At 47.3% G+C, this 25,354-nt stretch carries 22 protein-coding genes and 1 other annotated feature; of the genes, 6 read left to right on the top strand and 16 right to left on the bottom strand.

Translation table 11 applies throughout. The features are described 5' to 3' along the window. Positions 1–29 precede the first annotated feature (29 nt). The 4 genes from AC2TDN_RS06535 to AC2TDN_RS06550 form a co-directional block, all read right to left on the bottom strand. Positions 30–293, bottom strand: coding sequence for a YlbG family protein (locus AC2TDN_RS06535; protein ID WP_053375618.1), 264 nt, complete (start codon positions 291–293; stop codon positions 30–32). A 205-nt stretch (positions 294–498) separates the two neighbouring features. Then, positions 499–990, bottom strand: a complete 492-nt coding sequence (locus AC2TDN_RS06540) for a YlbF/YmcA family competence regulator (protein WP_484687363.1) — start codon at positions 988–990, stop codon at positions 499–501. A gap of 70 nt (positions 991–1,060) precedes the next feature. After that, positions 1,061–3,094: a helicase-associated domain-containing protein gene (locus AC2TDN_RS06545; RefSeq protein ID WP_484687364.1), complete on the bottom strand. Its 2,034-nt coding sequence runs from the start codon at positions 3,092–3,094 to the stop codon at positions 1,061–1,063. Further along, the gene (locus AC2TDN_RS06550; protein ID WP_484687365.1) at positions 3,091–4,794 is read right to left on the bottom strand and encodes a DNA repair helicase XPB; all 1,704 of its coding nucleotides are present in this window, start codon (positions 4,792–4,794) and stop codon (positions 3,091–3,093) included. The genes AC2TDN_RS06545 and AC2TDN_RS06550 overlap by 4 nt, the downstream gene beginning before the upstream one ends. 212 nt (positions 4,795–5,006) lie before the next feature. Here AC2TDN_RS06550 and AC2TDN_RS06555 point away from each other — a divergent pair, with 212 nt between their 5' ends. Then, the gene (locus tag AC2TDN_RS06555; RefSeq protein WP_484687366.1) at positions 5,007–5,855 is read left to right on the top strand and encodes a thermonuclease family protein; all 849 of its coding nucleotides are present in this window, start codon (positions 5,007–5,009) and stop codon (positions 5,853–5,855) included. Between the two features lie 85 nt (positions 5,856–5,940). Here AC2TDN_RS06555 and AC2TDN_RS06560 read toward each other — a convergent pair whose 3' ends face one another. After that, on the bottom strand, positions 5,941–6,372 hold the full coding sequence (locus AC2TDN_RS06560; protein WP_482065641.1) for a CBS domain-containing protein: 432 nt from the start codon (positions 6,370–6,372) through the stop codon (positions 5,941–5,943). Positions 6,373–6,434: 62 nt separating this feature from the next. After that, positions 6,435–7,637 carry an amidohydrolase gene (locus AC2TDN_RS06565; RefSeq protein WP_484687367.1) on the bottom strand — a complete coding sequence of 401 codons (1,203 nt, stop codon included), beginning with the start codon at positions 7,635–7,637 and terminating at the stop codon, positions 6,435–6,437. A gap of 350 nt (positions 7,638–7,987) precedes the next feature. On the opposite strand from AC2TDN_RS06565, the gene AC2TDN_RS06570 reads away from it, so the two are divergent. After that, complete coding sequence (locus tag AC2TDN_RS06570) at positions 7,988–8,332, top strand: YugN family protein (protein WP_169083172.1); 345 nt, start codon at positions 7,988–7,990, stop codon at positions 8,330–8,332. A 10-nt stretch (positions 8,333–8,342) separates the two neighbouring features. After that, positions 8,343–9,542 (top strand): putative lipid II flippase FtsW, encoded by a 1,200-nt coding sequence (ftsW, locus tag AC2TDN_RS06575; protein ID WP_484687368.1) that lies wholly within the window; start codon positions 8,343–8,345, stop codon positions 9,540–9,542. 28 nt (positions 9,543–9,570) lie between these two features. On the opposite strand, the gene AC2TDN_RS06580 is transcribed toward ftsW, so the two are convergent. Continuing rightward, complete coding sequence (locus tag AC2TDN_RS06580; protein ID WP_169083174.1) at positions 9,571–9,960, bottom strand: Asp23/Gls24 family envelope stress response protein; 390 nt, start codon at positions 9,958–9,960, stop codon at positions 9,571–9,573. Between the two features lie 216 nt (positions 9,961–10,176). On the opposite strand from AC2TDN_RS06580, the gene cax reads away from it, so the two are divergent. Next, complete coding sequence (cax, locus tag AC2TDN_RS06585; protein WP_482066885.1) at positions 10,177–11,235, top strand: calcium/proton exchanger; 1,059 nt, start codon at positions 10,177–10,179, stop codon at positions 11,233–11,235. 55 nt (positions 11,236–11,290) lie between these two features. On the opposite strand, the gene AC2TDN_RS06590 is transcribed toward cax, so the two are convergent. From AC2TDN_RS06590 to AC2TDN_RS06610, 5 genes are all read right to left on the bottom strand, one after another. Further along, complete coding sequence (locus AC2TDN_RS06590; protein ID WP_482066884.1) at positions 11,291–11,578, bottom strand: Fpa/YlaN family protein; 288 nt, start codon at positions 11,576–11,578, stop codon at positions 11,291–11,293. Between the two features lie 139 nt (positions 11,579–11,717). After that, positions 11,718–11,960, bottom strand: coding sequence for an HPr family phosphocarrier protein (locus tag AC2TDN_RS06595; RefSeq protein WP_482066883.1), 243 nt, complete (start codon positions 11,958–11,960; stop codon positions 11,718–11,720). 137 nt (positions 11,961–12,097) lie between these two features. After that, positions 12,098–13,213, bottom strand: a complete 1,116-nt coding sequence (locus tag AC2TDN_RS06600; protein ID WP_484687369.1) for an aminopeptidase — start codon at positions 13,211–13,213, stop codon at positions 12,098–12,100. A 30-nt stretch (positions 13,214–13,243) separates the two neighbouring features. Then, the gene (locus tag AC2TDN_RS06605; RefSeq protein WP_484687370.1) at positions 13,244–13,972 is read right to left on the bottom strand and encodes a hypothetical protein; all 729 of its coding nucleotides are present in this window, start codon (positions 13,970–13,972) and stop codon (positions 13,244–13,246) included. Between the two features lie 141 nt (positions 13,973–14,113). Continuing rightward, positions 14,114–16,054 carry a sensor domain-containing diguanylate cyclase gene (locus AC2TDN_RS06610; protein WP_484687371.1) on the bottom strand — a complete coding sequence of 647 codons (1,941 nt, stop codon included), beginning with the start codon at positions 16,052–16,054 and terminating at the stop codon, positions 14,114–14,116. Positions 16,055–16,416: 362 nt separating this feature from the next. On the opposite strand from AC2TDN_RS06610, the gene rpsD reads away from it, so the two are divergent. Then, the gene (gene rpsD / locus AC2TDN_RS06615; protein ID WP_482066879.1) at positions 16,417–17,019 is read left to right on the top strand and encodes a 30S ribosomal protein S4; all 603 of its coding nucleotides are present in this window, start codon (positions 16,417–16,419) and stop codon (positions 17,017–17,019) included. A gap of 51 nt (positions 17,020–17,070) precedes the next feature. Here the strand turns inward: rpsD and floT are convergent, their stop codons facing one another. The 3 genes from floT to tyrS form a co-directional block, all read right to left on the bottom strand. Next, the gene (floT, locus tag AC2TDN_RS06620) at positions 17,071–18,588 is read right to left on the bottom strand and encodes a flotillin lipid rafts scaffold protein FloT (RefSeq protein WP_484687372.1); all 1,518 of its coding nucleotides are present in this window, start codon (positions 18,586–18,588) and stop codon (positions 17,071–17,073) included. A 25-nt stretch (positions 18,589–18,613) separates the two neighbouring features. Further along, complete coding sequence (locus tag AC2TDN_RS06625; RefSeq protein WP_482066877.1) at positions 18,614–19,144, bottom strand: NfeD family membrane protein; 531 nt, start codon at positions 19,142–19,144, stop codon at positions 18,614–18,616. Positions 19,145–19,275: 131 nt separating this feature from the next. After that, entirely contained in the window at positions 19,276–20,532 is a 1,257-nt protein-coding gene (gene tyrS / locus AC2TDN_RS06630; RefSeq protein WP_484687373.1) for a tyrosine--tRNA ligase, read from the bottom strand. A 54-nt stretch (positions 20,533–20,586) separates the two neighbouring features. After that, positions 20,587–20,892 (bottom strand) — a binding site (T-box leader). A gap of 122 nt (positions 20,893–21,014) precedes the next feature. Between tyrS and AC2TDN_RS06635 the strand changes: the two genes are divergently transcribed. Further along, positions 21,015–24,077 carry a transglycosylase domain-containing protein gene (locus AC2TDN_RS06635; RefSeq protein WP_484687374.1) on the top strand — a complete coding sequence of 1,021 codons (3,063 nt, stop codon included), beginning with the start codon at positions 21,015–21,017 and terminating at the stop codon, positions 24,075–24,077. 94 nt (positions 24,078–24,171) lie between these two features. Here AC2TDN_RS06635 and AC2TDN_RS06640 read toward each other — a convergent pair whose 3' ends face one another. Next, a complete protein-coding gene (locus AC2TDN_RS06640; protein WP_484687375.1) occupies positions 24,172–25,131 on the bottom strand; it encodes an aldo/keto reductase in 960 nt (319 codons plus the stop codon). Positions 25,132–25,354: the final 223 nt, after the last annotated feature.

The following is a 25,354-nucleotide window of genomic DNA, read 5'->3' on the forward strand; positions in this document are numbered from 1 at the left end:
TTTTGAGATGATGTTTATTGGGAAACTTATTATAAGCTGTAAAATCTTGTTTTATCTTCGCTATCCTTGCTATATTCGGTCTTGATCTCATTTCGATAGGAGCGTTCAATCTTACGAACATACGAAAGCTTCCCCATTTGCCGCACAGCCTCTTCAGAGCGCTCCGCATTCATGTACATGACGACATAGTGCATCTTGCGCGACATGTAATGAACCGTCCCGAATCTTTCCAAAGACCTTGCAGCTTTCAAATCACTTACCCAAACGATATAACCAGTTCGATCCGGTAGCATCTTTTCCCTCCCCAAAGGTTTGCGTAGCAAACCTACTTCGTAAGCATGTGTAAGGTTTGCGTAGCAAACCTACTTCGTAAGCATGTGCTAAGGTTTGCGTAGCAAACCTACTTCGTAAGCATGTGCTAAGGTTTGCGTAGCAAACCTACTTCGTAAGCATGTGCTAAGGTTTGCGTAGCAAACCTACTTTGTGCAAAGCGTAAGCCTAGCTGCAGCCGCCGCTTCCGCAGCTGCATGAACCGCCGCTTCCGCAACTGCCGCCGCCAGCCTTTTCATTGCCTGGCACTTTAATATTTTCCGATACGGACTCCGCTATCGTACGAGAGACATCAAAAAGCATCTCGTCTACGACCTGCTCGGCATATTTGAAGCGGCGAACGCTTTCAATTTCGCTTAGCTCTCGCTCAATGCCTTTTACTTTGTCCTTCGCTTCGTTGTAATCGGGGTGAAAGCGGCCAAATCGTTGACATTCGTCAAACAGCTCCTTCGCTTTCGCGAAGCGCTTCGTCATTTGCTTCACTTCTTCGTCCTCGTTCACAGCCGACTTCCAATATAAATATTCGGCAACTTCCGCCGATTGATTGATCCAGTCACCTAATTCATAGGCGCAAAGCAGCAGCGATGCCATATCGAGAGAAGAAACGCCGCCTTGCGATTGCTCCAACTGAATAGCCGTTAAACCTTCAGCAGTTGGCATTCATCCACCTCATTTCAATTCGCTAAATTCTACACTATCATATCATATTCGCTTAGCCAATAGATAGAGATTATATTGGAGTCCATTGACCCGGAATGACGAGCCGCATTTCCTCCCACATATCCGGAGTTAGCCGAATCATCAGTCTCTCCGGCTCATCGCGAAGCAATCCGACGACTGCCCAGCCGTCATCCTGCAGCTCAAGCTTCTCAGGTATGAATGAACGAAGCTCTCGCTCCATTCGCAGCTGTACCGGCATTTGCCATTGCAAGGCTTGTTCGATAAGCTCCTTCCTCGTGGAGTGGTGATAGGCACGCAGCTGCTTCGTCCACATCGCGGGGACCCGGTCAAGCTCAGCCATCGTTTGAAGCTTCTTCCTTGCAGCATGTTCATTAAGTTCAAAATGATAAAGCGGAAAAGCTTCATAAATATAGGCAGGAGCAGGTCTGCCTAGATTGCACGTGGAGAGCTGACCTACAGGTTGTTCGTTCTCGGGTTGGACAACCGGATAGCTGCTGTCTTCATTCCGACCGTCTGACAGCACAGCCTTGCGAGCAGGATAGCCTGCCTTCTGCAGCATGCCTCTAATTGCACTAATTTGAGTCCTGTCCACAATAAAATCAAGGGAACCCAGCTTTTGCACAAGCAAAGGTGAAATAGCAGGATGATTCTCAACGATCGCCGCCATCGCTTCGTTATCGCAGCGCAGCAGCGCAACCTCTGCAAACTCGGTGCGGCATGCACGGCTCGCCCATTCCACCAGCAAAGCTTGAGCCGCAAGCGGCAGCGAAATACCGCCCGATGATTGCTGAAGAAAAGACAGAATGGAAGCTTGTGTTCTTCCATGCTCCAGTGCACGGGAAATCGACGACGCTTCCAATCTATAGATCGCGATCAGCTCATCCGATTTCCGTTCCGCAAGAAGCTCAAGTTCCCATCTGATCCAAAAAGGGCATTCCGGCTCAACTATAATTTCTCCGTTCGGCTGCACAGCAATAAAAGGATGTTCAGCAGTGTACGGTTGCTGGTTCTCCCCGCTTAATGGAGCTCTAAACCTCCATCTAAAAAACAGCTCATTGCCATCAGTATGGAACCTATCCACAACCTCAAGCCAGCCGAGACTATGCAATAGTCCGTACCATCTGAGCGCCTTGCTGCCTTCTATACACTGTGTACCGTCAACTGCCAGCAGGCCAGCTTCGCTTAGCCGCTTGTCAAGCTCACGCTCAGAATACCACTCCCCAGCATGCAAAGCCGTAAGCGCTGCCGCCAGATGCGCGCTCCCGCCTCCGGCCGGAAGCAGCAAAGCCATACACCAGTTCATCAATTGACGCTCTCGCATAGACTCCTCGGTGCTCATCCAACTGCTGAGCATCGCCTCATTCCAATGCAATGCCCCATCTATCGCTTCAACCAAACCAAAGGCGGAAGCCGCTTCCAATATAAAGGCTGCTTTCAATGGATAAACGTCTGAATATGACCATTTTAGATCAAACGATTTCAAATAACTTTCATCTATATCAACGGCCTGTACCAGCTTGTTTATCGTTTTCTTCGGCAGCGTTCCATTTACCGTAACCGCCAAGCTGCATCGTCCCAATGCCGAAAGAGCGGAAAGCAGCTGCCTGCCAAAAGGCCTGCAATACGGTCTGATGACCCCTTTCATTAATCTTTCCCTATCCCCTTCGGTTATCGGTTCAGGCTTGCATGGGAATAGTGCCCTCTGCCAACTGGCGAAGCCATCGACTGGTACAAAATACAGGCTCTCTCCCCATACTTTTGTAACGGAAAATAAAATGCCTGCTTCCTCAAGCTCAGCTATTCCGATCTGACACTCAGCACCGGATAAATCGGTATGCCATCGCAATTCTTTAATAAGCCGATCACCCTCGACAGGCGCAGCGCAAAAGAAACGCAGCATTTCCTTTAACACCTGCGCCGCATAAGGAGATAGCAAAGCGGCAGCCTCCTGAATGGTTTCATCCCATGCAGCTGCTTCCTTCCAGGACAATCCTCGGTGACTAGCAGACTGCCACACTGACGCCTGCATAAAGCTCTTTATTCGCTCCTCCGATAATTTCCCTGCCAGTTGATGCATTCTCATTGAGCAGCAGCCTCCACTAACTTGATATCGTCATGAGGCAAGCTAACTCTCTCATACTGATAGCCTTGCTCAAGCATAAACAGCTGCCTCTTGAGCGCAAATTCCGTTTCCTTTGTTTGGTCTGTCACAATGGTATAAAACCAAGCGCAATTGTTGCCTGCCTTGGGCCTAAGCAGTCTCCCGATCCGCTGCGCTTCCTCCTGCCGTGAGCCAAAGCTGCCAGAGAGCTGAATCGCGACGGCTGCATCAGGCAGATCAACCGCAAAATTCGCCACCTTAGACACAATAAGCACGGATATTTGACCCGCCTTAAAGCTGTCATACAGCTGCTGCCGCTCCTGCTGCGGTACTTCTCCGGTAAGCAAAGGGGCACCCAGCTCAGCGGACAGCTCATGCAATTGATTCAAATATTGTCCAATGATCAGGGTAGGCTTGCCTTCATGCTCACGCAAAAGCTGCTTCACGACTGGGATTTTACCCGGATTTTCTGCAGCCAGCCTAAGCTTCGAGCGTGCACTTGCCTGAGCATACAAAGCTTCCTTATTCGGATGGAGCGGCACTCTTATCTCCGTACACGACACCGAGGCAATATAGGAGTCGGCCTCCGCTGTTTTCCACTGCATATCGTACTGTTTCGGGCCGATCAAGGAATAAACGTCCTCAGCGCACCCATCTTCCCTTACAAGCGTCGCCGTAAGGCCAAGACGTCTTGTCGCTTGTATATCCGCTGTCATCCTAAACACTGGAGCAGGCAGCAAATGCACCTCATCATATATAATGAGTCCCCAATCCCGTTCAGAGAACAGCTTCATATGGGTAAAGGCCGAATCCTTTGTCTTTCGATGCGTCATCATATTATAAGTGGCAATCGTAACCGGCCTTACCTGCCGAAGCGTACCGCAATATTGACCAATCTCAGAGTCGGTAAGTGATGTTTTATCAAGGAGCTCGTCCTTCCATTGCTTAACTGAGGTGGAGTTGGACGTAAGAATAAGCGTCGCTCTGCTCAACCTGGCTAGTGCAGCAATGCCGACAATCGTTTTTCCCGCTCCGCAGGGCAGTACAATAACTCCACTTCCTCCTTGTACCGTACCTTCTTTATAAAAGAGCTCGACAGCAGCCTGTTGATACTCCCTTAGCTCAAATGTACGATCATGCTGCGTTCGATTCTTCAATTGAACGGCTAGCTCCTCGCCCGCATGATAGCCCGCCAAATCGATAATTGGATATCCAAGACGCGTCAGCTCCTGCTTCAAAGCCCCTCTACAGCTATCGTTCAGCTCCCAAGCAGCCTCAAACCGGGATGTCACATAGCTCATTATTGATTTGTGATCTGTAAGCTCATCCATTATCGATACCTCACCATGCAGGAAGAGCTTTCCTAAATCGGTCGACAGCCAAAGCTTCCCATATCGGCCCATCAGCTTGCGTATCATTGCCTCAGCCTGAAAAGGCAGCTCATATCGCCCATATTTCACAAGCAAGCCAATAATATCGTCTGTTGCGACTCCTGCTGCTGCCGCATTCCATAGCGTTAAGGGAGTTATGCGGTATGTGTGTATCGAGCCTGCTCTCTTTATGGCATCCATGAAGAGAACAAGCTTCTCTCTTGCTTCCTGTGCCATAGGCTTGCTCTCATCAAGCAGCACCAATAAATCCGATTGGACGACTAAAGGCCTTTCAAGAAGATCGTGCATCATTCTCCTCCTTTAGCAATTTGTTCCACAAATGAACCACTCTATCATAAGCTTATGGATATACGCATAAGCCCTCTCCTGTCAGTATGAAGAATTTAACACTTTTTTATGCCGATTCCAGCGCATGAGCAACGCGATTTTTTTATATAAAATGTGTTATAGTAATTAAGAAGTTCTCATAATTGACCGCACATTGGGCTGGAGGTATCACTTCTATGAAAAGAATTATAATCATTCTCCTCATGCTCATTTGCATGCCGCTTGTCGGCTGTTCGGCCATTTCCGAGCTTTCCTCGAATGTTATTCAGACGAACCAATGGTATCAGGTATCCGGCTATATTGACGGTGACACCTTTAAGATCAAGACCGGTTCCGATGAAACGACGATTCGACTTCTATATGTAGATACGCCGGAAACCAAAAAGCCCAATAGTCCGGCGGAGCCATTCGGACCCGAGGCATCCGCTGTAACAGAGAAGCTGTTGTCAGAATCGCAAGAGGTCCGGCTTACCTTCGACAAGGAAGATACCGATAAATATGATCGTACGCTGGCAGTTGTTGAGCTTAAAGATGGCCGTATACTAAACGAAATGCTGCTGGAGCAAGGTTTGGCAAAAGTACTTATTGTTGAACCAAATGTCAGGATGGAAAACACATACAAACAATTGGAGCAGCAAGCAAAGCAAGCGAAGCGAGGACTCTGGAGCAGCGACTTTGAGAGCAATCGCACGGAGTTTCCAGTTAAGAAAGCTGCTCGAACCGGCATTATCATTGAGGTAGACAAGCAAGCAGAGCTTGCCACCGTTACGAATACGACTGACCAGGCGATTGATTTGAACGGCTGGAAGCTCGTCAGCGTGCGCGGCAACCAGACATTCCCGTTTGGAGATTATTTGCTGGAGGCTCACCAAAAAGTTATTATTTCCTCCGCAGACGAGTCGTTCTCATCAGACATTGCCATGCTGCAATGGGGTGCTACGAATATTTGGAATAACAAAGAGTCAGATCCCGCTGAGCTCTACAACCAACACAATGAATTAGTATCCGTCTGGGAAGATGATTAAACTTGCTGATTCCCATGCAAAAATAAGGCTGCCCGATTGCGTAATCCTACGCTCCGGGCAGCCTTATTCATTTTAATCCTATTTATTAATGAACCGCTGAATGCCCCTGTTCGGAAATGGCACTGAGCGCTTCCCCTGCTTCATTGACGAAAATCTCACGAACCGCCAAGTCTCCAATTGCCAGCACACCGACCAGCTCGCCGCCATCCACTACAGGCAGCCTGCGGATTTGCTTCGATGCCATCAGCTCTGCCGCTTCATCGGTTGACGTATCTGAAGTTATCGTATCCACATCCGTTGTCATCACTTCCGCAACTGCCGTTGAGCCGGAATGCTTCTCCGCATAACCGCGCACGACCAAATCTCGGTCTGTTACAACACCGATTAGCTTCTTGCCGTCTACGATTGGCACGAATCCAATATCATGCTGCTTCATCTTCACAGCAAGCTCGAATATATTATCCTGCAGCGTAGCTGTGACGCAATCCGTGGACATAATTTGCTTAATGGTTTTCATCTGAATTCCCTCCTCGTATTGTGATTCCGAGGATTAGCATGTCCGCTTCGAAGCTTGTACATTCATCTCAGAGCTGATTGAGCAGAGCCGCTCGCGTAATCTTCAGCCATTCCGATCAAAAGTCTCGCTGCGCGAAGCATAGCCCGCTCATCAATATCGAACTTAGGATGATGATGCGAGTAATGGGCTCCACCGTTCTCGTTACCGGCACCTACAAACATAAAGCAGCCCGGAACCCTTTCCAAATAATAAGAAAAATCTTCTGCCACAGTGATTGCTTCCGACAAGACGACAGCCGATTCACCGAACAACCGCTCACCAACCTTGAAAAAACGATCAGCCTCCGCCGCATCGTTCACCACAGGCGGATATCCGATCCGCATCTGGTAGTCGAACTCAGCTCCATGCATTTGGCAGACATGCGTAACAAGCGACTCCAAACGTTCATGAATCATCTTCCGCGTCTTCTCGTCAAATGATCTGACCGTGCCCATCAGCCTGCACCGCTCAGCAATGACATTGTTGGTAGTGCCTGCTTGGAAGGAGCCAATCGACACGACAGCTGGATGAAGCGGATTCACATTTCGGCTAACGATCGACTGCACCGTCTGAACGAGCGTAGATCCGATCATAATCGCATCGGTGGCTTGGTGCGGCAATCCGCCATGTCCCCCGCGTCCAACAATATCGATAACGAATTCATCCGCTGCGGACATAAACGGCCCTGCTTTGGAAGCAACCAATCCATGCGCAAGCGGCGTCCACAAATGCACGCCATAAATGGCGTCTACACCATCAAGCGCCCCGTCTATGATCATTGGCATCGCCCCGCCTGGCGTAACCTCCTCGGCAGCCTGGAACAGCAGTCTGCGTTCACCGCTAATATCGGCGAGATTAGCCGAGTAATACGAAGCGACTGCGAGCAGCGTTGAAGTGTGGCCATCATGCCCGCATGCATGCATAACGTTAGGTACCTTTGAAGCGTACTCGCATTTTTTCTCGTCTTGGATAGGCAGTGCGTCAATATCAGCCCTAAGCGCAACAACCGGACCCGGCTTGCCCCCTTTAAAAACGGCGATTAGCCCGTGGCCGCCAACATCCTTCTTCACTTCGCAGTCAAGTCCCTCTAGTTGGCTCGCAATCCAGCTCGACGTTACACGCTCATGGAACGAAAGCTCCGGATATTGATGGAGATGCCTCCGCCAGCGAATCATTTTCGGATATAGCTGCTGAAGCTCTAGATCTACGACATCCTCTGTCTGCAAATCGCAAACCTCCTTACATTTTTGTGAAACAAATAACTTCTGAAAGCTCACTCTGCGTTTTATTTCACAAAGCTTACCTTAGGAAGCCTTGCTCCCTAACGGATAAGATCATTTTATCTAGTTTACCAGATGACGGCCTTATTAAGAAAGCTAATGCGGCAATGAATCAAAAGGAAATATACATTTCTTCAAAATGTCACTTTTGACCACGTTGAGGGGTTGGAGTAAGGGTTGCGCTTGCTGGGGAAACATACTATCATGAGAAAAGAATGTACAACTCTGTCTTTTGAATTGGAAGCATATGCTTGCGAAGTCAGTTTTGCTTCACAAAACCTTTAGGAGGAACTACCATGATTATTGAAAATACCGGCTTAAACGGTGTTAAAAGCGAACTAGACCATTTAGACGAATCTGCTGAAAAAGTTGGCTTCGTCCGTTGGCAATGGGAATATTATCGCGCTACATACGATTTAAAACTTGAGGATCGCGCTAGCGGCTCCGAATATTTTCTAAGAATTACGACTCGCGCCGTTGAAGGCAAGCTGGAATCGCCTCATGCTGTGCTTGTTATCGAATCCGTCTACATCGGACGAGCTACTTTCCCTCATGGCCTTGAATATGAATCTCCGGTACCGCAGCCAATTATGAATACGGCAACGCAAAGACTGCAGCAATTGAAACAACTGCTAGTGTAACGGTGGAATCATGAAAGCCACGCAGAACGGTAGCCGTGGAAGACCGGACTTTCTGCTTCTCATTTTGACCTTTCTGCTCGTAGGCTTCGGACTTGTGATGGTATTCAGCGCAAGCTCAGGCGTTGCAGCAGTAGTAAAAGACGACTCGCTTTACTTTATCAAACGCCAGTTCGTATGGGCTGGCCTTGGTATTTTTATGATGCTTTTTATGATGAACCTGCGCTACCAAGTATATAAGAAAGCTTTTATGCTATTCTTCGTACCTGTTATTTTCATGCTCTTTCTTGTTCCTTTTATCAACGAGGGCGTTAATGGTGCCCGAAGCTGGTTCAATATCGGAACACTTGGCATTCAGCCAACTGAGGCTGCCAAGCTTGCACTCATCTTGTATCTCGGAGCGCTTATTTCCAAAAAAGGCGAGAAATTCCGCGATTTTAAAAAGGGACTGCTGCCGGTAATCGTTATCGTTGGGTTCATTTGTGGACTTATTATGATGCAGCCCGATCTTGGATCCTGTATAGTACTTGGCTCATGTGCAGCTATAATGATTTTGGCAGGCGGCGCGAACCTCAAGCATTTATTTGCTGTCGGAATCGTCCTCGCGATTTTAGGTACGGTTATAGTCAGCATAGGAATGGCAATCGACCCAAAAGGATGGCAATATAGAATTGACCGGTTTACGACCTATTCTGATCCGCTGGCTGATGCACAAAATACCGGATTTCAAATTGTGTCTTCTTTGCAAGCATTGGGGCATGGCGGATTAACCGGGGCCGGGTTTGGCGAAAGCGTACAAAAATTGCATTATTTAAAATACGCCTACAACGATTTTATTTTCTCAATCATAGCCGAAGAGTTCGGTTTTATCGGAAGCACTATTTTCTTGTTGTTTTATTTAGTCTTTTTATGGCGCGGCCTTATTGTCGCCCTGCGTTGTCCTGATGAATACGGAACGATCGTAGGCATCGGCATCGTTGGGCTGTTGACTATGCAGGCATTCATCAACATCGGAGGCGTTACCAACGCGATTCCAATGACCGGCGTCACTCTGCCATTCATAAGCTATGGCGGTTCATCCTTGCTTATTTGCCTCATGTGCATGGGCGTTCTTCTAAGCATCTCAAGAGAATCGAATAAAGTTGAAAATCGAAATGCGAAAAGCGGTTCGCAAAACCGATTCACAACAAAACAAAAGACCTCTTCCATGTAAGAGGTCTTTTTGCTTGCCTATCTATTCGTTACTTTAGCCGTTGCTGCTGCTGCTGCGATTCTTCAATTTCTTCCTCTTTGAAGGCAACGCCTTCTACCTTCACGTTTACTTCCACTACATGCAGGCCAGTCATATTCTCTACCGACTCACGCACATTAAGCTGCAATTGACGGCAAACCTCTTGAATCGGGATGCCATAATGAACGATAATTCGAAGATCAATGGCAGCCTCAGTTGTTCCAACCTCAACAGACACGCCTTTTTGCACGTTTTTGCCGCTCAGCCGTTTGGCAAGACCTTCGGAGATTCCGCCAGACATTGCTGCGATGCCTGGTGTTTCAAGTGCTGCAAGTCCAGCTATCGTTGCAACTACATCATCAGAGATTCGGATTAGACCAGTTTGAAGTTCTTCGGACATGTAACTCACTCCTCATTTTGCCATATACGTTTATTGTAATGGAACCTTAGGCGCGAAGCAAGAACACTGCTTTTAAATGAATGCGAAAATCTGTTATTTTAAAATATAATAATTTGTAAGTTTCATTTCGATTAAAAGATGGTAAAGTTTACATAGCTCATCTTTTCCGCTATATTATTAACAGGATTTCAGCAAATTTGCAAAGAGGTGCTTAGTTTGAATCAAAAATTGTTTTTCACAGGTTTAATCGTCATGTTTGCGCTAAGCGGGATCGGTCATTTTGCTCACTTTGGCAACACGCTGCAGTTCATCATCTCCGCGATTGCCATTATTTTTGTGGCAGGGTTTCTCGGCAAAGCGACCGAGAGCGTCGCGCACTATGCGGGTCAGCGGTTGGGCGGCTTTCTAAATGCAACCTTCGGCAACGCCGCCGAGCTTATTATCGCTATATTCTTGATCAAGGAACAGCAATTCGATATGGTGAAAGCGAGCTTGACGGGCGCGATCATCGGAAATCTTTTGCTTGTGCTGGGACTCAGTATTTTGTTGGGCGGTCTGAAGTATAAGGAGCAGCGCTTCAACAACCGATTGGCCGATCATAACTCTACCCTAATGATCATGGCTGTCATCGGACTCTTCGTTCCAGCTGTATTCGTTGTTTCAGAGAATTTCACGTTTGAGAAGGATCAGTTTCTAAGCCTAGCGGTTGCAGGCATTCTGATCATCTCCTACATTTTGTGGCTCATCTTCTCGATGGTGACGCATAAGGATATGCTCTCAGACGAAGTCATGAATGCCGATCATGGCGAGGAGCCTGCCTGGTCCAAAGGAAAATCGATTTTTTTCCTCGTCCTTGCTACCGTTATGGTCGCCTTTGTAAGTGAATGGCTTGTACATACCCTTGATGCATTTAGCGAGCAATTTGGCCTATCTGAGCTGTTTATAGGGGCATTTGTCATCGCTATCGTCGGTAATGCCGCAGAGCATAGCGCTGCCGTCATCTTGGCCATGAAAAACAAGATCGGCGCAGCTGTTGAAATTGCCATCGGAAGCAGCCTTCAAATCGCGTTGTTCGTAGCTCCCGTACTCATTCTCGTCAGCGCAATGTTCGGCAACACGATGGATATCGTCTTCACGCCAATCGAGTTGACCGCAATCGGCGTATCCGTCTTTATCGCCAAATCCGTGTCGCGCGACGGACAGACGAACTGGTATGAGGGCGTTCTGCTCCTTATGGTCTATGTTATTCTCGGTATTGCCTTCTACCTTGTATAAGCATACACCATTGATCTATTCGAGAGAAAAAAAAAGAGTAGTCTCCATTTGGAGGCTACTCTTTTCTTTCCAAAGCTTCGTATAGCATTGCTAAATTACGCTCTAATCGACTCACTATTTCCTTGCCTGCCATCTCTGCTAACAAACCTGCGCGAACAGCAAAATCAACCTCTCGCGAGAATCCATACATTTGCGTATCTAGCACTTCCTCGTACAGCGGACATTGACGGGTTGTCAAGTTTTCCATCTGAACTTCGATTAGCTTTTCTATTTTACTCGCATCTTCTTGAAGGAGACGAAGCGCTTTCTCATGCAATTGTACCGTAATTTCCGGTGAAGACATCGTTTTCCCCCCTGTGCGCGTATCCGCCGCCGTCTTCTATACCCTTTATATTAGACGAAAAAGAGGGATTATACAAGGTCAAAACAGAAAAGCGCCCCTTCAAAAAGAAGGGACGCTATTCTGGAATATTATAATACTACTAATCCGTGATAACAGTAACGTTCAAGTTATGCTTAGCGAAAATATCCGCCATCGCTGTTTTTGCTTGTTCAGCATCAGGTCCGTGTACATGCAGTTCATAGGCATGGCCGCCTACTAGTGTTGTGAATAGTCCGAGAATGCTTTTTACATCAATATATTTGCTCTCGGCTTGCAGTACGATGGACGAAGTGAATTGGCTAGCCGTTTGGGAAATTTCTACAATAGCTGCATTGTTGGACATGGGAGATCCCTCCAGTTAAATTAGTAAAGCTTACCTTTGTCACCATGATAACCCGAAACGTAACATCGAGCAAGTGGTAAAATGAAAAACGCTTTATTTTCCATTTATAATTAAGAAAGCAATGACACTTTCTTTATTTATTTCAAGTTTTCAGCATTTAACGCTTCAAGCTCAGGAATTACGAAAACGCCATCCTTGCGAATGAGAATATCGTCAAAATATATTTCTCCTCCGCCATATTCCGGACGTTGGATGAGCACCAAATCCCAATGCACGGAGGAGCGGTTGCCATTATCCGTTTCCTCATACGCTTGGCCTGGCGTGAAGTGCAGGCTGCCCGCAATTTTCTCATCGAACAAGATGTCATTCATCGGATGCAAAATATGCGGATTAAACCCTATCGCAAACTCACCAATGTAGCGCGCGCCCTCATCCATGTCTAAAATTTCATTCAAACGGGCCGTGTCATTACTCTCTGCCTTCACAATTTTCCCGTTCTCAAACGTGAGCGAGATGTTCTGGAACGTTACGCCAGAATAAACGCTAGGCGCGTTATACGTGATCGTGCCCTGCACGGAGTCGCGTACCGGCGCGGAAAATACTTCGCCGTCTGGAATATTGCGATGTCCGGAACATTTTTTAGCTCCGATGTTTTTGATCGAGAAGCTAAGGTCCGTTCCTGGCGATACGATGCGGACGCGATCTGTTTTGCTCATAAGCGCCTGCAGCGGGTCCATTGCTTTGTCCATTTTGGCATAATCCAAATTGCATACGTCAAAATAGAAATCCTCGAACGCTTCCGTGCTCATGTTCGCAAGTTGCGCCATTGAAGGGGTCGGGTAACGCAAAATGACCCATTTCGTTTTTTTAACGCGCTGCTCCATATGTACCGGATTTCTGTAGATTTGCTCGTATAAGCGCATATTCGCATCAGGAATGCCTGCCAGCTCGTTGACATTGTCGCCAGAGCGTACTGCGATATAGCCCTGCATGTTTTTCATCCGCTCCAAATCAAGCGATGACCATAGCTCCATTTGCTCCTTAGTCGCATGCTGCAGCAAAGTACGAAGCACGGAACGATCGCTCGATTCAACGAAAGGTCTTCCGCCGCGCTTAGCAACCTCTTCTATTAAACATTTTGTCAGCTCCCGTTCTGAACCGACCATGTCAATTAATACATTTTCGCCCGGCTGAACATCAATAGAATATTCGACTAAATTTTTTGCCAGCTTTTGCAATCTTGGGTCACGCATGTTAAAAATCCTCTCCTTCTTCCTTGCCTTCTAATCCATCGTAACACGTTTTTGCTTCTGTTGAACAGTTTCGCTCGATGCTCCGTTAAAGGATTGAAATCTTACTGTCGTGTACCTTTCCTCTGCTGCCGGTTTATGATTGTACGTATAGCTGAAGGATGTATTCTCCTCCATTTTAAGTGGAAGCATCCGATCTCGATCAATGACCAATTCATACTTCGTCACCGCATTCATTGTAGCCAGCATATCGTCTAACTGCTTGCGAGAGCGTGTAAGCTCCTTCAACCATGCTTGGCGGTACGGACGATTCTTTGCCGGGATATCGAGCTGATCGAGCTGCTGACGCAGCCTCTGCTTCCATCGCTCCTTTGAGACGGCGGCATTTTCTGTAATCAGCAGCGTGACCGTTTCTGGATCGTAGGTGTCGTTTGCCAAACGAACTCCCTCATTAGCATTGTTCAATGCCTCCAGCACTTGCACAGGGTTCCAATGCAGCGGGTCTGCCGTACTCGTCTGAAGCGTCAATTGCTGATGGTCCACCACTTTGCCTTCGAATATTTCCGGTTTAAATTCCAAACCATCCGCCGTCTTCATGCTCATCGAGCCCGTAAAAGCGTATTGATCCGTGGCCGCAAGTCCTGAATAAGATAAGGATAGCCATTCCTCTGGTGATCGCTTATCGCCTGCATCGCCGCATCCTAGCATCGACATAAATGCTAATGCAAGTAGACCCGCTCCAATTGATTTGTTTCGTTTCATTTCTGCTCCTCCCATCCAATCGGTTATTGTAATATCGTCCCTAACCTGCAAGATACTTATTCCACTTATGGGCAAAAAGAAAAGGATGCCCGCTAAGGCATCCTTCATCTGACCTGTTCTGTAATAAAAATCAGGCTATATTCAGCTTTGTCCGACATAAATACAATTTCTTCCGTTATTCTTAGCCTCATAGAGCGCCATGTCGGCACGATAAAATAACGATTCTACGCTAATTTTATCATCCTCAAACGTCCACTCGGATACGCCGCATGATACGGTTACGACCGGGTCAGTCTCTCTCTCCACCTGCAGCCTAATCCGCTCGGCGATGCGGTAAGCTTGTTCGGCTCTTATGCCTGGCAGGTATACCGCTAGCTCTTCGCCGCCCCACCTTGCCGCTATGTCGCCAAGTCTGATCGAGTTCATTATAATGTCGCTCACTTGAATGAGAATGCGATCGCCGACTTGATGCCCGAAAGTGTCATTCACTCGCTTGAATAAATCAATATCCACAAGGATAAGCGACCCAAATGGATCCTTGCGCTGACGGTTTAAAATTTGTTCATTTAAATAATGACGGGCATGAAGCCCGGTCAAATTGTCGGTAATAACCATCCGACGCACTTCAGCATGCAAGGAAGCATTCGTCACCGCAAGACCGATATGCGTGCTCATCACTTGAAGCAGCTTATAATTTTCGTAAGAGAAAAAATTCGGCGCCTTATGCGCAACCAAAATGACGCCTACGACCTCGTTATCCGCCAAAATAGGCGCAGCGATAAGCGATCTCGAGCTCGTATTGTCCATTAGCTTGGAGGTTACGACACGAGTATGCCAGTAATCGGATATGATTAAAGGCTCTCTCGTACGGTAAACAATGCCGCAGAAGCCATAGTCGGGCGAGAAATGCTCGCTCGTAAGTGCCGGGAAATTGCTGGACATTACAACAAATTGATTCTTATCTTTATTTAGCTGCAGAACACAGCAAAAGTCAGCATCAAATATCGTTAAAAGCTCGCTTGTCGCAAATTGAAAAATTTCTTTAAGCCTTAGCGATTGGTTCAGTCGTTTCGTAAGCTCATTAATAAGGCGCAGCTCATTGATAAGCAAATTAGACTGCTCGTACAGTTTCGCATTCTCGAATGCTGACCCTGAAGTATCGGCTAACAGCAGGAAGGCCGGCAAATCTGCCACATCCCATTTTCCTGGCCCGATAGACATGCATAGAACGCCATATGCAGCTTGCTTGCCGGTCATCGGAACAGCCAGCCGAAGGGTACCGTCCCGATCCTTCTCGGATACGGATTTCCCGTTAAGAAACGCTTTAGCCACAATATCATGCTCGGCATTTTTGAAGACGAGCGGCTTCACGCGAGGATCGCCGTTCAAGTGATCCTGCGACAAATACAAATAAACCTCAGAGCTCGGGTACAGCATCTCTAAACTGCGAAGCAGCTCCGATAGCACGGAGGAAACATCGATTTGATCATACAGCCGTTTGGTTGCTTGAAACAGCTCATTTCTTTTTTTCGCTTCCTTCTCTGCCCGCTGCTGCTGCAAGAGCAGATCCTTGACGTATAATTGTTCGAACTTATGGTAAAAACAGCTGCGGAAATGAAGCGAGCATCCTAGAAGCTGAGTCAAATCCATCAGAGAGCCGTTAGATGAAATGTATGTGAAAACGCCAAAAACAGCGCCATCGTTACGCCTATGCACAGGCACTGCTGCAACAAATAGATCTTCTTCGCCACTCTCACAGCTCTCTCCGCTGCTTAGAACACGGCTGACCGCTGTCTCAAGTGCAGCATTACGATTTTCACGCCCATCGTCATACTGACCCGCTGCAGCAACCTCTTCCGCTTCTTGATTGAACAGCACAAACTCACCATTCTTAAATGATGCCAAAGCAGCTGATTCATTTGCCCATTGATTAAAACCCTCTTGAAACAAAGGAGGTAACAAAGGCTTGTCCGCATCGCGTATATCTTCACTACTGAACCAAATCGGTTGTGATTCTGCTGATATATCCACAATTGTAGAGGTTTTATAATATGCAAAATTGCTATTCACTCGATCAACCATGCAGCCCCAACCCTTTCATCTGATAACCAAGGAGATGAGCTTCCCATTTTAGCTTATTATTACAATCATCATACTCCATCTTTGAGAATTTTGCACTACTAAGTCGATAAAATATAGGACTTTCGATGCTCTTAAGATCTTGTTTAAATTCATGCATGAACCTTGACAATGACTATATATTTCATATATTATATATTGATGAATAGATGGGCGTACGGTTTTGTGTCACCCTCATGAAATACGTTCGCTGTAGGCCAGCGGCTGACTAGCCTAACAGGGACGAGCTTGCTCGGACGTTGAACGTATTCGGCGAAACACAACCCCATTCACAAATTTATTTGATGAAGGAGTTAATATTACGTATGTCACGTTATACAGGACCTAAATTTAAACTAAGCCGTCGCCTTGGAATCTCTTTGAGCGGAACGGGTAAAGAACTTGCAAAACGCGCATTCCCACCAGGTCAACACGGCCCTAACCAACGCAGAAAAATGAGCGGTTATGGCGTTCAATTGCAAGAGAAACAAAAGCTTCGCCACATGTACGGTTTGAATGAAAAACAATTCCGCAACTTGTTTGACAAAGCGGCAAAAATGAAAGGTAAAGCCGGTGAAAACTTCATGGGTCTCCTTGAAAGCCGTCTTGACAACCTCGTTTACCGTCTTGGCCTTTCCAACTCCCGTGCAGGAGCTCGTCAGTTGGTATCACACGGTCACGTAACTGTAAACGGCAAGAAAGTGGATATCGCTTCTTACAGCGTTTCCCTTGGCGATGTAATCGGTTTGCGCGAGCGCAGCCGCAGCCTAAGAACAATTAAAGAAGCTATGGAAGGCCGTCACCACCTTCCGAACTACCTTGAGTTCAATGATCAATCAATGGAAGGTAAATTCCTTCGTCTGCCTGATCGCGGTGAGCTTTCCCAAGATATCGACGAGAAACAAATCGTCGAATTCTACAGCCGTTAATGATGAGAAAAACCTTGAACCATTTGGTTCAAGGTTTTTTTATTCTTTTGCTTACGATTTTTCGGGAAGCTTAGCAGCAGCAGTAATATCTACTGGTATGCTGCTCGTGCCCGGTGAACTAATCGCCCTAGATGTCAGTCCTTTAATAAGAGCATTCACATCGATGCCGGATACGCTCTTCAGCATCTCTGGCGCGGAAGACATCAATGAAGTCACATAATTGCTTAAGCGCGCTGCCCCTTCTCCGTTCCCGGTGTCTACAACGGTAAGCTTATCGATGTTGCTGATCGGCTCAGCTACTTTGCCGGCAAGCTCAGGCAGCATTTTGACGATGATATCAAGCACGGCAGCTTCTCCGAATTTCTCGAAAGCTTCAGCAAGCTTCTCTTTCGCTTCTGCTTCCGCTAAACCGCGCAGCCTGATTACATCTGCCTCAGCCGTACCTTTCGCTCTCTCCGCTTCAGCGACAGCAAGGCCGTCCAAGCGCTTCTGAGCGGCATGTGCTTTCGCTTCTGCTTCGATCCGGTACTGCAAGGCATCTGCTTCTTTAAGGTGCTTCGCCTTGTTCGCTTCAGCCGCTTGCTCAACCGCATAACGGTCCGCATCTGCTTTCTTTTTCACTTCCGCATCATACTGCTTCTCGCGGCGCAAAATTTCTTTCGCTTCCAGATCAATCTCACGCTCTTTGCGTACGAGCTCAACCTTCATTTGCTCCTCTACAACGCTTTGCTTCGCGCGGGCTTCCTGAATCGAATAAGCTTGATCCGCTTCAGCCTTCGCTGTATCCTGATCGCGTTTAAAGGAAGCGACCTTCATTTCCTTCTCTTTCTCAGCCTCAGCAATGTTTGTATCACGCACGAGCTCGGCTTTTTGACCAGCCTCGGATGCAAGTGCTTTTTGAATTCTAGCATCCCGAACCGCTTCGGCCTCTGCAATTTCCGCATCACGCTTAACCGCTGCGATACGCGGCTTGCCCAGTGCATCCAAGTATCCGTGCTTATCGCGCAGGTCCTTGATCGTGAAGGATACGATTTGAAGACCCATCGTCTTCAAATCCTTAGCCGCAACCCCTTGCACCTCTTGCGCAAATTTGTCGCGGTTCCGATAAACCTCTTCAACCGTGATAGAGCCTAGAATAGCACGCAAATGTCCTTCCAGTACCTCCTGCGCTTCGCCTTTCAGCGCCTCGGTCGGCTTGCCTAGAAATTGCTCTGCCGCCGTTGCCACATCTTCTACCGCTCCGCCGATTTTAATAATCGCCACGCCGTCCGCCATAACCGGAACCCCTTGCTCCGTATAGACCTCTGGTGTCGACACATCAAGCTTATGCGACAGCAAGGATAGAAACTCAGCCTTTTGGAAGATTGGCAAAATAAACGCGCCGCCGCCCCTTATGATTTTTACTTTTCGACCCGATTCATCCGTGCTGGCGTTGCGAGTACCAAGAAACGAACCCGTTACGAGCATCGCCTCATCCGGACTCACCGTCTTATAGCGCGCCCAGAAGGCTAGACCCAAGACGACAATTACTCCAATAACGATTGCTGGTATAACAAAAACTTCCGGCATTGACATTCCCCTCTCCACTGCTCAATTAAGATAAGTCCACTTCGGAAACATAAAGCGTGCTGTCTCTTACCTCAACGACCACAACTTTGGAGCCGCTTGCAATTTCAACCCCATCAAAGCTTGCGGCAATCTGATTCGTAAATCCAGCCCCTACTTTAACCATCACTTCCCCATAGCCAGCCGCCGGAATTGGAACGAGCACATCTCCCAGCATGCCGGACATCCCATTAAGCGAAAAAGCGATTGAATTCTCACTTTGCTCCATTGGCTTAATATATAGGAAAAAAACGGCCGTTCCAGCTATGAGCGCAATCAATAAGGCTACAATTACAATGGCTGTCGCTCCGAAAGAAGTATATCGATCGAGCATAAGCCCTGCCCCGCCAAATACGGTAATTCCCCCAACAAGCGCAGTCGGTGACAGCCAAGAATGACCATCTAACGACAAAAAATCGAGCGCACCGTCCAATGCCTGACCCAGCCAATCCCCAAAAATGACACTAACGAGGGCATACATGATTCCGCCGATTAGACAAGACATAAATAGCGTCTCCAACTTCCTCCTCCTCTCTCTGTATCCAGAAACTGTTAATGCTTCCGTTATTTATTACGTTTGAAATAGGGATTTGTTTCTAAAAAAATAAAACTTGCTGAATTTTATCCATTCAACAAGCTTTATTAGAACAATTATACTAATTTAATTTTGACAAATTTGCGCTTGCCAACCTGAAGCACGTCGCCGTCATGCAGCGTAACGTCAGCATTCACATCGGTAATTTTCTCTTCATTGATACGTACTGCTCCCTGCTGCACGCTGCGCCTTGCCTCACTGCTTGTCGGCTGTAGACCAAGCTCTGTAAGCAGCTTTACGATGCGAATTTGACCGTTATCGAGATCACCCAGTGACACGGGCACCTCTTCAATATCATCAGGCAGAGCACGCTGCTGAAAAACAGTTATAAAATGATTTTCAGCAGCTGTCGCTGCCTCTTCGCCATGATACATTCGCACAAATGCAGCCGCCAGCTGCATTTTCGCATCGCGCGGGTGCATGGAGCCATCCTCAAGACCGGACTTCAAATCCGCCAGCTCCTCGTTGCTTAAATCGGTAGCAAGCTCGTAATACTTGAACATAAGCTCATCCGGGATCGACATCGACTTGCCGTATATTTGGTTTGGCTCCTCATCGATGCCGATGTAATTGCCTAAGCTTTTGCTCATCTTGTTTACGCCATCGAGGCCCTCAATCAGCGGCGTCAATATGGCTACCTGAGCCTCTTTGCCGTATTCCTTCTGCAGCGTTCTGCCCATGAGCAGATTAAATTTCTGATCCGTACCGCCGAGCTCTACATCGGACTCTAAAGCAACCGAATCATAGCCTTGCATAAGCGGGTAGAAAAATTCATGTATGCTGATCGGCAATCCACCCGTGTAGCGCTTTGTGAAGTCGTCACGCTCCATCATGCGCGCAACGGTTACTTTGGCAGCTAAATTAACGACATCAACGAAGTTAAGCGGCGCCAGCCACTCCGAGTTGTAGTAGAGCTTCGTTAGCTGCGGATCTAAAATTTTGTAAATCTGCTTCTGGTACGTTTCCGCATTCCGCTTTACATCTTCTTCTGTCAGTTGCTTACGCGTTTCCGATTTGCCGGTTGGATCGCCGATCCTCCCCGTAAAATCTCCGATAATTAACTGAATCTGGTGGCCAAACTCTTGAAACTGACGCAGCTTGTGCAAAACAACGGTGTGCCCGATATGAATATCCGGTGCCGATGGATCAAGGCCCAGCTTTATTTTGAGCGGCGTACCTGTTGCGACTGCCTTTGCCATTTTATTTTTCAATTCATCTTCAGGCACGATTTCTACGACACCTCGCCGGATAACAGCAAGCTGGCGCTCGACCTCCATTTGTTGCTCATTCGTTAAACTTTCCCACTTTGCCATACAACTTTTCCTCCCTCGTATACGTCTATATAGACATAAAAAATCCTTCTTGCCCCAAGGGACGAGAAGGATTAGCTCGCGGTACCACCCTCGTTAGAGTATGTCTGTCTTTCAATGACCATGATCATTGAGACCCGAGCATTACTCTCACTTCGTTGTTGATAACGGAGACGGGCTCCGAAGTGAACTACTGCGGCTTTAGACAGCTGCCCCTTCTCGGGCTGACACTGATCGTTAGCATACGGTTCCTTCACTTAGCTCCAGGCGGTAATTCAACAAGCGGCGCATACCGGTTTCCACCACCCACCGGCTCTCTGCAATTACGATTCGCTGTCTACTCATGCCCTTCAAAGCATTGATTAGATGAAACATTATAGATTTTATACCACAGTGCTGAGCAGGAAGTCAATGCTGTTAAAGCATGCGTTCCTTTGGTGATTTATGTTATAATAGGTCTGCTATTTGGAGGAGGAGTTATAAAAATGCAAGAGGATCGTCAACCGGCGCCAGTCAAAAGAAGCAAATGGCGTACATTCGGAATCATAACATTTATAACAGTCAAATGGATGGTATACTTCGGAATCTTTATCGGATTGCTGGCAGGCGGCGCAGTAACGGGCTATGTTGCAGCACTCGTGAAAAATGAGGAGGTAAGGCCACGGACCGTCATTGAAGAAAAAGTAGGCGAAAACGCCATAACCGGGTTCGTTTATTTCAATGATGATACACTTGTCGGACAGCTAAGAACGTCTGAGGATCGAATGATTATTACATACGATGATTTACCTCCACAGGTTATCAATGCCGTACTTGGTATTGAAGACAACAATTTTTTTGAGCACAAAGGGGTAGACATCAACGGACTTGGACGCGCCGTGAAGCAAAAGCTTCTAAACGAGGATACGCAAACCGGAGGAAGCACGCTTACTCAGCAGTTGGCTCGCCGCGTATTTCTAAGCCTGGACAAAACGGACAGCCGTAAAATCAAAGAAATATTTTTGTCCCTGCGCATGGAGCGTTATTTAACGAAGGAAGAAATATTAACGGCTTACTTGAACAAGGTTCCGTTCGGGAACGGTTCTAGCGGCTACAATCTATTCGGAATTAAAGCAGCAGCCAAAGGTATTTTTGGTATTTCCGATCTTAACCAACTAAATCTTGCGCAGTCTGCCTATCTGGCAGGTCTACCGCAGCGGCCATCAGCCTATACTGCATTCACGGGAAAAGGCCAATTCAATCAAGGCGGGTTCGACTTGGCGCTTGGGCGGCAACGGACTGTGCTGATGAGGATGTTCGAGACGGGTCGCATCACGCAGCAGGAATACGATGAAGCGCTCAAATTTGACATTCGGAAGACGCTTGCCAAGCCATCTGAGAAGGCTTATACGACATATCCCTATTTGATGCTTGAAGCAGAACGTCAAGCAGCGGAAATTATGCTTATGGAACAGGATAAGACATTAACGAAAGCTGATCTTCGCAAAAAGGAAAATGCCGGGTTAATCGAGGAAGCCCGTGATCATCTGCTTCGCGGCGGTTATCATGTCTATACGACGATTGACAAGGATATTTACCAGTTCATGCGTGAGATCGGCAGCAATGATGAAAACTTTTCGCCTTACAGTGAGGAAAAGGGTCTCGAGCAAATCGCTGCGATCATGCTGGATCACAAAACCGGAGCTATCGTAGGAATGCTCGAAGGCCGCGACTTTTATGAGGAGCAGCTAAACTACGCTACTCAAATGACAAGGCAGCCAGGCTCGACTATGAAAACATTAGCCGCATACTTGCCGGCTATTGAAATGGGGCTTATCCAGCCTGCCAGCATCATTGATGATGCGCCGCTCGTCCTCAAGGACGGTCAGAAAGGCTTCCATATCCCGATGAACGTCAATCGGAAGTTTGCGGGTCTTGTAACGGCACGCGAAGCGTTAAACCGCTCATTGAATTTGCCGGCCTTGAAAATTTTTAATGAGGAAGTCAAAATCGAAAATGCATGGACATTTGTCAAAAAACTTGGAATAACAACGCTTCAGCCGACCGACTCCTCTTCACAAACAGGCGTAATCGGAGGACTAAGCATCGGTACATCCGTCGAGGAGCTTACGAACGCATATGGCTCTATTCCGAACAAAGGGGTCTTCAATGACGCTTATATGATTTCAAGGATTACAGACGCAAACGGCAAAATCATCTACGAGCATAAGCAAGAGCCAAAACGCGTATTCTCGGAACAAAGCGCGTTCCTGATGACCGATATGCTCTCTACCGTTATCTCGGACAGAAGCGGCTCTGCCAACAAGCTCAAATCGCAATTCAAGAAATACGGTAAAATCCCGATTGCAGGTAAAACGGGCTCGACGCAAAGCTATGGCGACGTATGGTTCATGGGCTTCTCGCCTGATATTACTTTAGGTGTGTGGGCCGGCTACGAGGAGCAGGTTAATTCCCTCTCTGAGAATGGTAAAGCAAGAGCCCGTTCCATATGGGCATTAATGATGAACAAATTAGCAGAAACAAAACCTGAAATTTTTGTAACCGACAAGTTCGAGCGGCCATCCGGCATCGTCAAGGCAACGGTGTCCAGTGCAAGCGGTTTGCTGCCAAGCCAATTAACGAAGGAAGCAGGCATGCTCGTAACCGATTGGTTCAATAAAAAAGATATACCGAAGAAAACAGACGATGCGCTCGTTAAGATGGCGTATACCACTTACGAAGGTGTAAATTACGTCCCTAACCCTGCTACGCCAAGCGATATGGTTAAGGAGCAAATCGTCATTAAACGGAAAAAGCCGCTGGATGTCCTAATGGATGAGATCAAAGCTGCGCAGTCCAAGTTACCGGCAAAAAGCCGGCGTTCGATATCGGTATACCTGCCTGCGGACGCGGAAGACAATGCGCCGTCCAAGCCAGATCCGCGTGTCGATGACGGTGCTGCTCCACCGCCTCCTGCAAGCATAAAGATGCAATCAACGGATGGCTCGCTCATTTTAACATTTAGCGATAGTTCAGCTAAGGATGTTGTCGGTTATCGCGTCTACAGATCGATTAATCAAGGCGCTTACGAGAAGCAAGGAGAATCCATCATTGCCGGTGCTGAGAAGCGGATGAAGGTCAACGCCTCCGGTTCTCTGGGCTATACTTATTACGTGACTGCGGTTGATGTTGTGGGCAAAGAATCAGCACCGAGCCAGCTGGTTCAGTACGGAAACAACCCAATCACCCCTAATCCGCCTGAGGGCGGCGACGATACTCCGGGAGAAGATCAACCAGGCTCAGAAGCGCCTGCTGCTCCAACAGGCCTAAAGGCTGCAAAAACGGATCTTAGCGTACGCTTAACTTGGGCGTCTAACAGCGTCTCGGATCAAGTCATACAGTATCATGTATATTACAGCTCAAATAATGATGGTCAATATACGAAGATTGCTTCCACCTCGGAAACAAGCTTTGAGTATGTTGCTCCACTCATAACAGGAAGCTTCTATGTGACTTCGGAAAATGAAAATGGCGAATCTGCCCCATCCTCGAAGCAAACCGTCAGTTAGCAATTGCTAGTTGCTTCGACTTATCTACTGGCCAGTCATATAAGCTCAATAAGTCAGAAAGGCAGCGACCTCGCAAGAGGCTGCTGCCTTTTTTTTATATGACATATGAAGAATCCGTTTCAAATAACCGGCTGATTTGCTCATAGTCTTCTCTCGATAAGCTCCATTTTGCAGCGGCTGCATTTTCCTCTACCTGCTTAATCGTTTTTGCGCCTGCAATGACGCTCGAAACTTCCTTGCGATATAACAGCCAGTTAATGGCAACCTGGTTAAGCGGTTTTCCGATAGCTCTAGCTATACCTGTAAACGTTTCAATGACGACAATATTTTTAATATACTGCTTTTCAGAATACAATGGGTTAAGCTGTGCGCGAACATCTGTCTGCGGGAGCCGCGTTAAATAATTGAATTTTCCCGTCAATAAACCTTGTGCCAATGGGCTATATGGAATAAAACCGATATTCAGCTGTTTGACATAAGGCAAAGCGGCATGCTCAACATCTCGCTGAAACAGATTGTAAGGCGATTGCAATGATACAATGTGACTGACCGTTTGCGCAGCAACTAATTGCTGAACATTAAAGTTCGAAACGCCGATATAGCGTATTTTTCCCGTTTCCACTAATTGATTCAACGTTTCAAATGTCTCTTCAGTTGGTGTTATGCCGCTAGGGGCAGGTGAGTGGACTTGATACAGATCAATGTAATCCGTATTTAAGCGCCGCAGGCTCTCCTCTACTTCGCGCACGATATTCGCCTTTGATACGTTAATGCTTACTTCTCCTTGCCCATTCCAGGCGAGTCCTGCTTTTGTCGCGATAATCACTTTCTCACGTACAGGCTGAAGCACTTTTCCCAGCGTTTGCTCAGAGTGCCCAAAGCCATAAACAGGCGCTGTATCATAAAAGGTAATACCCAAATCATACGCACGGCGAATGGCTGCCTCAACCTCATCATCATCGACCTCGCCCCAACCCTGCTTCCCCGCAGCCCAAGCGCCAAAGCCTATAACCGAGGGATATAGCTCGCTATTGCCTAATCTTCTTTTTTCCAACTAGCCACCTCCTTAATATTATATAGCCTCTCGGCATTTGCCGAGGCTGATGGGACAAGGGTTTCCTCGAACCATCTTTATTAGCATCCTCCTACTTGGGTAGGGGGATTTTTCATTTAATCCCATTTTTCATTATGGGAAATATTCTAGAATTTTTTGGTTATTTTCTCAGAAAACACTTGACTTTTACCAGGTTTCGCAAAAATCGCGAGAAGGGTATGAC

The organism is Paenibacillus sp. Y660 (genome assembly GCF_057221575.1).